Source organism: Microvirga aerilata (genome assembly GCF_016743775.1).
Lineage (GTDB): Bacteria > Pseudomonadota > Alphaproteobacteria > Rhizobiales > Beijerinckiaceae > Microvirga > Microvirga aerilata.
The window spans coordinates 1-8335 of record NZ_JAEQMY010000147.1 but is presented as its reverse complement, the minus strand read 5'-3'; the positions used below and the strand labels follow the sequence as shown (position 1 = coordinate 8335).

At 61.8% G+C, this 8335-nt stretch carries 9 protein-coding genes; 5 read left to right on the top strand and 4 right to left on the bottom strand.

The features are described from left to right. Positions 1-352: 352 nt before the first annotated feature. From JKG68_RS29825 to JKG68_RS29815, 3 genes are all read right to left on the bottom strand, one after another. Positions 353-1513 carry an MFS transporter gene (locus JKG68_RS29825; protein WP_202065777.1) on the bottom strand — a complete coding sequence of 387 codons (1161 nt, stop codon included), beginning with the start codon at positions 1511-1513 and terminating at the stop codon, positions 353-355. 329 nt (positions 1514-1842) lie between these two features. After that, entirely contained in the window at positions 1843-2250 is a 408-nt protein-coding gene (locus JKG68_RS29820) for a (R)-mandelonitrile lyase (protein ID WP_202065775.1), read from the bottom strand. Between the two features lie 28 nt (positions 2251-2278). After that, positions 2279-2989 (bottom strand): GntR family transcriptional regulator, encoded by a 711-nt coding sequence (locus tag JKG68_RS29815; protein WP_246516052.1) that lies wholly within the window; start codon positions 2987-2989, stop codon positions 2279-2281. A gap of 496 nt (positions 2990-3485) precedes the next feature. On the opposite strand from JKG68_RS29815, the gene JKG68_RS29805 reads away from it, so the two are divergent. The 5 genes from JKG68_RS29805 to JKG68_RS29790 all read left to right on the top strand — a co-directional run bounded on the left by JKG68_RS29805 (position 3486) and on the right by JKG68_RS29790 (position 7818). After that, the gene (locus tag JKG68_RS29805; protein ID WP_312891039.1) at positions 3486-4466 is read left to right on the top strand and encodes a tripartite tricarboxylate transporter substrate-binding protein; all 981 of its coding nucleotides are present in this window, start codon (positions 3486-3488) and stop codon (positions 4464-4466) included. A gap of 126 nt (positions 4467-4592) precedes the next feature. Beyond that, positions 4593-5675: a tartrate dehydrogenase gene (locus tag JKG68_RS29800; protein WP_202065773.1), complete on the top strand. Its 1083-nt coding sequence runs from the start codon at positions 4593-4595 to the stop codon at positions 5673-5675. 69 nt (positions 5676-5744) lie between these two features. Then, complete coding sequence (locus JKG68_RS29795) at positions 5745-6821, top strand: tartrate dehydrogenase (protein ID WP_202065772.1); 1077 nt, start codon at positions 5745-5747, stop codon at positions 6819-6821. 155 nt (positions 6822-6976) lie between these two features. After that, on the top strand, positions 6977-7051 hold the full coding sequence (locus JKG68_RS35015; protein WP_376773238.1) for a hypothetical protein: 75 nt from the start codon (positions 6977-6979) through the stop codon (positions 7049-7051). 50 nt (positions 7052-7101) lie between these two features. Continuing rightward, positions 7102-7818 carry an IS6 family transposase gene (locus JKG68_RS29790; RefSeq protein WP_202065771.1) on the top strand — a complete coding sequence of 239 codons (717 nt, stop codon included), beginning with the start codon at positions 7102-7104 and terminating at the stop codon, positions 7816-7818. Between the two features lie 102 nt (positions 7819-7920). On the opposite strand, the gene JKG68_RS29785 is transcribed toward JKG68_RS29790, so the two are convergent. Then, positions 7921-8073, bottom strand: a complete 153-nt coding sequence (locus JKG68_RS29785) for a DUF1127 domain-containing protein (protein WP_376773237.1) — start codon at positions 8071-8073, stop codon at positions 7921-7923. Positions 8074-8335 lie beyond the last annotated feature (262 nt).

Sequence of the window (8335 nt, the reverse complement as noted above, 5' to 3'; positions counted from 1 at the left end):
AGGCCGAATACATTGATGCAGCTCTCACGTTCGTCAGTCCGCCAACATCATCTTGCGACGCACGGCCGGACCATACACATGGCACGTTCCGGAAGTACGCTGAACTTCTACAAAGGCGCAACGAGCGGACCTTCATCTAGTCTGTCCAATATTGCACTTTGCCCCACTGCGGACCATTGCCGGTCTTGATTTCTGCACCTGCCCGTTCGGTCAGAGGATTGCTCTGGGAGCAGGAGCAATGCAATTGCTACCATGATAGCGCCAGAGATTTGGCTGGTGGCACGTGCACCCTTTGGCCGTGCGTGTAGCCCTGACTGTGAGGACGGGGAAAACGTCGGCATTCTTCTGCCTCCTAAGCCGAACGGCCCAGGGGCGGTCCGAGGAGCTTGCTGGCTGCCACGCCCGTAACGGCTAGGATCACAGCGCCTCCGGCGCAACTGGCTGTCGCCCCGAGGATCGGCAACGCTGCCCCGTACGCAATAGGTCCGATCGCTTGTCCCATGAAGAAGCTGAAAGCGTGCAGAGAGAATGCCGATGCCCTCGCGCTGGGCGCCAGTTCCGTAACCTCAGTCTGCACCGAATTGTGCAAGAGGAAGAAGCCGAACCCGAGCCCCACCATTGACGCCATCTGGGTGGCCCAGCTCACGTCCAGTCCGATGGTCGCCAGCGCCACAGCGGCAATGCTACCACCAGCAGCCATCATCGCAGGCCGCTTCGCGAACCTCAGAATGAGGGGCACAACAAAGGCATACAGGAGGCCTCCGATCCCGAGGCCACCGATCACAAATCCAGCCTCGCGCAACCCGCCGGCTCCCCGCGAGCGCAAGAGCTCGCCAATAAAAGGCATGATGCCGTAGATCGCGAGACCTTCCAGAAAGACGATCGAAAAGCACACGAAGGATCGGGGGTTGCTCAGTACCATGCGGTATCGGTCAACGGCTTGCGCCATGCTCGGCGGCGCTGCCCTTTGGCCGTTCGGCTTGGGCAACAGCATCATCGCCGCGCCGGCCGCAAGCGCGGTCAGAACGGCGGCACACCCGAACACACCGCGCCAGCCGATCCATTCGGCGATCATTCCCCCGACGCTGACACCAACGATCTGCCCAATCAGCGTCGCTCCAATGTAGCGGCTCATCGCCACCTGCCGGACAGCAAGCGGGAAGCTGTCCCCGATCATCGCCATACACACCGGCATGATCCCGCCCGCCGCGATGCCACCGAGAACCCGGGTGATGAACAGCACCGTCAGGTCGGGTGCCAGGGCGGAAGCAAGCAGGCACAGCGCCAGGCTCGCCACGGCCACCTTGACCACCAAAGCCTTGCCGAATGCGTCCCCTGTTGGGCCAAGAAACGGCTGGCTGAGACCGAAGGGCAGCGCAAACGCTGAGGACAGGATAGCCACGACGCCCACGGACGTGGCGAAGTCCGACGCGATGGTTGTAATGAGCGGGTCGAGGAGCCGGGTCGCAAGTGCACCCGAGAACCCACATAGGGAGAGGATGAACAACAGCATGGGTCTAAGCCGTTACATGGACGGCGGCGGCTGTCCACTCCGGCATGGCATGGCGGTGTCAGCACAAGCTCTGCTCTCAATCGAGCGCCAACGGAGTACGGAGTGAGGGCCGGCCCTGAGGATCTGGGCGGAGTTCGAGAGGAGGCTGAGCATAACCCACCAATCGCTGCGGGGCACGTCCAATCCCTACACGCCGCCGGGCTAATGCTCATGCGCGGACAACGTGCGCCAGCGGAACGGCAGCTTCTGGCACGTCAGTGCAACAGTTAGGAAGCAGCATGATCGATGCTCAGTGTCAGGCCACGACCTTCACTGCGTTCCCAGCCAACCTAGGCGTCAGGTTGCACGCCGTACTGCTCGTCCGTCACGTGCTCCAGCCAAGTGACATGGGAACCATCCAGGGCCTCCTGCATCGCGATATGAACCATGCCGGTTTGGGGTGCTGCCCCGTGCCAGTGCTTCTCGCCCGGCGGGATCCACACCGTGTCGCCAGCCTTGATCTCTCTGACCGGTCCACCCCAGGCTTGCACGCGCCCAACGCCCAGGATGACATAAAGGGTCTGTCCGAGCGGGTGGGCGTGCCATGCCGTTCGGGCACCGGGCTCGAAGGTCACACGGTTCGCGCGGATGCGGGCTGGGGGAGGGGCATCGATGATCGGATCGTGCCAAACAGTTCCGGTGAATGCATCAGCCGAAGCCTGCTTGGTCGGGAACGTCCCTGCAATGTGGATATCCATGAAACCGTCTTCCTTTCGAGTGGATGCGTCACAGATGCTTAATGCCGATGCTCACGATCAGCGGAACGAGTTCATCGCGGGCGGCGATGCGATGTTGACGGGCATGTTGGTGGGCCGCGACGGCTTTCCCCTTCCGGATTGCAGCGATAATGTCTCGGTGGGCGGCGACCGAACCCGTCGGCCTGGATCGAAGCCTGAGCGTGAGCATCCGCGCCCGGTGGGCTTGGTCGGTCACCGTCTGCGCTATCCTGCGGATCCGGCCGTTGCCACAGCGCTCCACCAAGGTCCGGTGGAACAGGTCGTCTGCGGCAGCCCACGCCGCGAGGTCATCGTCGCGGAGAGCCTGTTCCATGTCCGAAGTCGCTGCCTCAAGATCGTCGGCTACGAGGTGCCGTTCCTCGGCAGGCAGAGCGGCAAGCAGCTCTGCCGCCATGGCCTCGATTGCGATAATCACCTCGTAGATCTCGCGCATGTCCTCCGGGGCGAGTGGGCAGACGGTGACGCCTCGCTTTGAGAGCACGCGGACCAAGCCATCTTCCTGGAGCCGGATGATGGCTTCATGAACCGGGGTCCGGCTCATGCCGAGACGCAAGGCAATTTCCTGCTCCGAGCCTTGGTAGCCGGGCGGAAAGACATTGTTGCGGATCGCATCCTTGAGCGCCTTGTAGGCGTCCTCGACCAGCGACGGTTTCCTTTCGGGCTCCTGCTTCGCCCGCATGTGCAGCTTGTTCACCAGCATGCCCTCCTGCTTCATTCTGCCCTATTTGGTCCCTTCCATGCAAGTATGAATGGATGGTTGACGAAGCGAGCTCCTTCTGGCATTTCTTAATGTATGCCAACTTCCATGGAAGCCGTGGGGTCTACTCACAGCAAACCTGGCGCTCACAAGAAGCAGCGGCATCTTCAGGAGGAACACGCATGGATCCGATGGTGAACACACCTAGGGTCGGGCTAGAGAGGCCTCACTCAGACCGCTCAAGCTTTGCTGCTCAGCTTCGCGCTCGGCAAGTTGATGGAAGAGATGAACCTGCGCCGCGCTCATCACCTCGCGCAGTGACATAATGAAATTCCTCGATCATCCGATCAGCGCCGGCCTGCTCGCGGTGGCGCTTGTCATCCTCGCACTCCTTCCGACGATCCGGAAGGGACGTGACGAAGTCTTTGTTGAGTAGCAAGTGGCGCGCGTGCGGCGCCGGTAATCCGACAATACCAATCAACCAGGGAAGGAAATGCACATGAAACGAGCTCTCTTCACTCTCGCCGCGGCTCTCGGCTTCGTCGCGACGGCCGCACAGGCACAGGGCACCTATCCGACACGGCCGATCACTCTGGTGGTTCCGTTCACCGCCGGCGGAACGACCGATGTGGTTGCCCGCTTCATGGCAGATCACATGGGCCGAACCCTTGGTCAGCAGCTCGTGGTCGAGAACGTCACCGGCGCCGGTGGTACCGTTGGCGTCACGCGGGTCGCAAAGGCTGAGCCCGATGGCTACACGATCCTGATGGGCAACCTGGGAACCCAAGCGGCGAGCGTTGGTCTTTACCCGAAGCTGGCCTATGACCCACGCACCGATTTCGAGCCGATCATGAACTCGGCGTCAACGCCAATGCTCGTGGTCGCGAAGAAGGACCTGCCGGTCAAGGACTTCAAGGAATTCATCGCCTACCTGAAGGCCAATGCCCCTAAGATGAACTACGGCTCAGGCGGTGTCGGCTCGACCTCGCACCTGACGTGCCTGTTCATGGAATCCCTTCTGGGAGTGAAGCCGCAGCACGTGCCGTTCCGCGGCTCGGGTCCGGCCCTGAATGCGCTGCTAGGCGGCCAGGTCGACTATGTCTGTGACCAGACTGTCGCCATCGTGCCGACCGTCCAAGGAAAGCAGGCCAACGGACTGGTCGTCGCGGTCCAGAACCGCCTTCCGGTTGTCCCGGACGTGCCGACATCGGCAGAGCAGGGGCTGCCGCAGTTTCAGGCGACGGGCTGGAACGCGCTCTTCGCACCCAAGGGCACGCCCAAGGAGATCGTCACGAAGCTGAATGCCGCCGCCAAGGCCGCCCTCAAGGACGAGACCACGCGCAAGCGCCTTCTCGACCTCGGTGCCGAGCTCCCGGATGAGGCCGGCCAGACCCCCGAGGCTCTCGCCCAACTCGTCAACTCTGAAATCGACAAATGGGTCCCGATCATCAAGGGCGCAGGCGTGACGGGGCAGCAGTAGCAACTGACAACCGCGTGGTCGGCGGCCCTTACCGGGTCGCGGTCGCGGCGATTTCAAGCATCAGCCGCGACCGCGCAATCTCATATCGGCCTTTCAGGCACGCTTTACTGACGAACAGGACCTCACATGGCACAGGATCATAAGAAGCGGTATCGGCTGGCGGTCATCCCCGGTGATGGCATTGGCAAGGAGACGACGCCCGAAGGCGTGCGTGTCCTGGAAGCCGCTGCCAAGAAGTTCGGCTTCGGCCTGCAACTCGACCACTTCGACTTCTCGTCCTACGACTACTACGCCAAGCACGGGCGCATGCTGCCGGAGGACTGGAAGGAGCAGATCGGCTCGCACGATGCCATCTTCTTCGGAGCGGTGGGCTGGCCGGAGAAGATCCCGGATCACGTCTCCCTTTGGGGCTCGCTGCTCCAGTTCCGGCGCGAGTTCGATCAGTACATCAACCTGCGGCCCGTGCGGCTGATGCCCGGCGTGCCGACGCCGCTTGCCAACCGCAAGCCCGGCGACATCGACTTCTGGGTCGTGCGCGAGAACACCGAGGGCGAGTACTCCTCCATCGGCGGCAAGATGTTCCCGGGCACTGAGCGCGAGGTGGTCATCCAGGAAACCGTGATGACGCGCATTGGCGTCGACCGCGTGCTTCAATTCGCCTTCGACCTCGCGCAGAAGCGTCCCAAGAAGCACCTGACCTCGGCCACGAAGTCGAACGGCATCTCGATCACCATGCCCTATTGGGATGAACGTGTGGAGGAGATGGCCAAGAGCTATCCGGACGTGAAGTGGGACAAGTATCACATCGATATTCTGACCGCCCATTTCGTGCTCCATCCGGACTGGTTCGATGTGGTCGTGGCCTCGAACCTGTTCGGCGACATCCTCTCCGATCTCGGTCCCGCCTGCACGGGAACTATCGGCATTGCGCCGTCGGGCAACATCAATCCCAACAGTGATTTTCCGTCGCTGTTCGAGCCCGTCCACGGGTCGGCTCCAGACATTGCCGGGCAGGGGATCGCAAACCCCATCGGCCAGATCTGGGCCGGCGCCATGATGCTGGAGCACCTGGGCGAGGGCGAAGCGGCCGCGGCCATCGTCAAGGCGATCGAGGACGTGCTGAGCGAGCGAACCCTGCGCACGCGCGATCTCGGCGGCAATGCCGGAACTGAGACCGCCGGCAAGGCCGTAGCCGAGGCGATCGGGTGAGCCAAGCAAAAGAACGAAGTCAACTCTTGGCCGCCGCATGTCAGCGGCCGCAGCTAGAAGGATACAACGATGAACAGTTATAAGATCGCAGCGGTCCCCGGCGATGGCATCGGCAAGGAAGTCATTGCCGCCGGGGTCGAGGTGCTCCAGGCTCTGGCCGACCGCGATGGGGGCTTCAAGCTCGACTTCGAGAGCTTTGACTGGGGGTCCGACTACTACAAGAAACACGGCATCATGATGCCGGAGGATGGTCGCGAGACCCTGAAGAAGTTCGATGCCATCTACTTCGGCGCCGTCGGCGCGCCCGACGTGCCAGACCACATCACGCTTTGGGGGCTGCGCCTCGCCATATGCCAGCCCTTCGACCAATACGCCAATGTGCGTCCGACCCGCATTCTGCCGGGCATCCAGGGCCCGTTGCGCAATGTGGAGGCGAAGGATCTTGACTGGGTGATCGTGCGCGAGAACTCCGAGGGGGAGTATGCCGGCCAGGGCGGCCGATCCCACCGGGGCTTTCCGGAGGAGGTTGCGACCGAGGTCACGATCTTCACCCGCGCCGGCGTCACCCGCATCATGCGCTTTGCATTCGAGCTCGCGCGCTCGCGGCCGCGCAAGCTTCTCACCGTGGTGACCAAGTCGAATGCGCAGCGGCATGGCATGGTCATGTGGGACGAGATCGCGGCCGAGGTGGCGCAGGACTATCCCGACGTGACCTGGGACAAGATGCTCGTCGACGCCATGACCATGCGCATGACCCTGAAACCCGGTACGCTTGACACCATCGTGGCCACCAACCTGCATGCGGACATCCTGTCGGATCTGGCAGCAGCCCTAGCCGGATCGTTGGGCATTGCGCCGACCGCGAACCTCAATCCGGAACGGCATTTCCCGTCCATGTTCGAGCCCATCCATGGTTCGGCCTTCGATATCACCGGCAAGGGCATCGCCAATCCCGTCGGCACGTTCTGGACGGCCACCATGATGCTGGAGCATCTGGGTGAGAAGCCTGCGGCCGAGCGCCTGATGAGGGCGATTGAACGTGTCACGGTCGATCCGTCGCTGCATACGCCAGATCTTGGCGGCCAGGCCACGACCCGTCAGGTCACGGACGCCGTCATCGCGGCCATCCAAGGCGACAATGCGTAAGGACAGGTGACGCCGATGGTCCAGCCCCGCGCATTCCTGCGATCGTTGTTTGAGGCCGCCATCGCGGCGGCCGACCCGGCTCACTGCGTGCCTCCGAACCTGCCGCCCCCCCGCAGGGGCGCACCATCGTCGGGGCCGGCAAGGCCGCGGCTTCGATGGCGCGGATGGTGGAGCAGCAATGGGCGGGCGATCTCACGGGGCTTGTCGTGACGATTCTGTTGCAGCTTTGAAGGCACCCCTGCTCGGGCTATGACGCTGAGTGCGTAGAGAGGGGCTCGTGGTGAAGACAGGCAAGAACAACCCGTTCAAGGGTCGGCAGTTCACGGCGGAGATCATCCTGTGGGCAGTCCGCTGGTATCTTCAGTTCCCAATCAGCTACCGCGATCTCGAGTGCATGTTCTCCGATCGTGGCGTGCAGGTCGATCACACCACCCTGTTTCGATGGATCCAGGCCTATGCACCGGAGTTGGAGAAGCGCGTCCGCCCGCATCTGCGCATGACAACCGGCCCCTGGCGTGTAGACGAGACATATATCCGAGTAAAGGGCGAGTGGGTTTATCTCTACTGTGCCGTTGATGCGGCCGGGCAGACGATTGACTTTCTGCTCTCGGTCAAGCGGGATGCGACTGCTGCCAAGCGTTTCTTCCGGAAAGCCTTGAAGCAATCACATACAGTCCGTCCGCGGACTATCACGGTCGACAAGAATGCCGCCTATCCTGTAGCGACGAAAGCTATGAAACGTGCCGGAGAGATCTGGCGGTTCGCCAAACTCCGGCAGCTGAAGTTCCTGAACAACATCGTCGAGCAGGATCATCGGCGGATCAAGTGCCCGGTCAGGCCCGGATTGGGCTTCAAGAGCTTCGTGTCTGCCTCACAGACGATTGCCGGCTATGAGGCGGTGGCGATGATCCGCAAAGGTCAGGTTCTGAACGCACCAGCAAACGATATGCGGGCTCAGCGTAATTTCATTGCTGCTCTCCTCGGCGTGGCGGCCTAACCTGAGGTCAATTCCAGCAGTCTCTTGACCTACATCGGGGTTTGCAACAAAACCAAACCTAGTGGCAGGATGGCTATCGGTCTACGTGAGTGGAGCGCACTGCTACTGCGCTGCTCGACGTGCGACGTCTTTGATATCGCTGCGGGATATTCCAAGGTCCGCCAGTTCCTTGTCGGCAAGATATTGCAGTTCCCGCACGGTATCGCGATAGGTGATCCACGCTTGAACCTTTGCGAGAATGAGTGACATCCACATGGGCAGGTTACTCCTGTAAAGGCGTGAACTGGGCGCAGGCTGTTAGCCCCAATCTCTCAGGTGCGGGTAGCGGCGCATTGTGTCGGCTTGCATGTGACGCGTTTCGACCCAGACGGTGCGGATGAGGCGAAAGAAGCTTAGGAGGATCATAGTAAGGCTCCAACAGGCAGAGGACGGGAGATGGTCTTATACCAAGTCCCACTGATCAGAACTGATGCGCCCATTCACGCAAGCCGATGGACATGATGGTCCAGGGCTGATC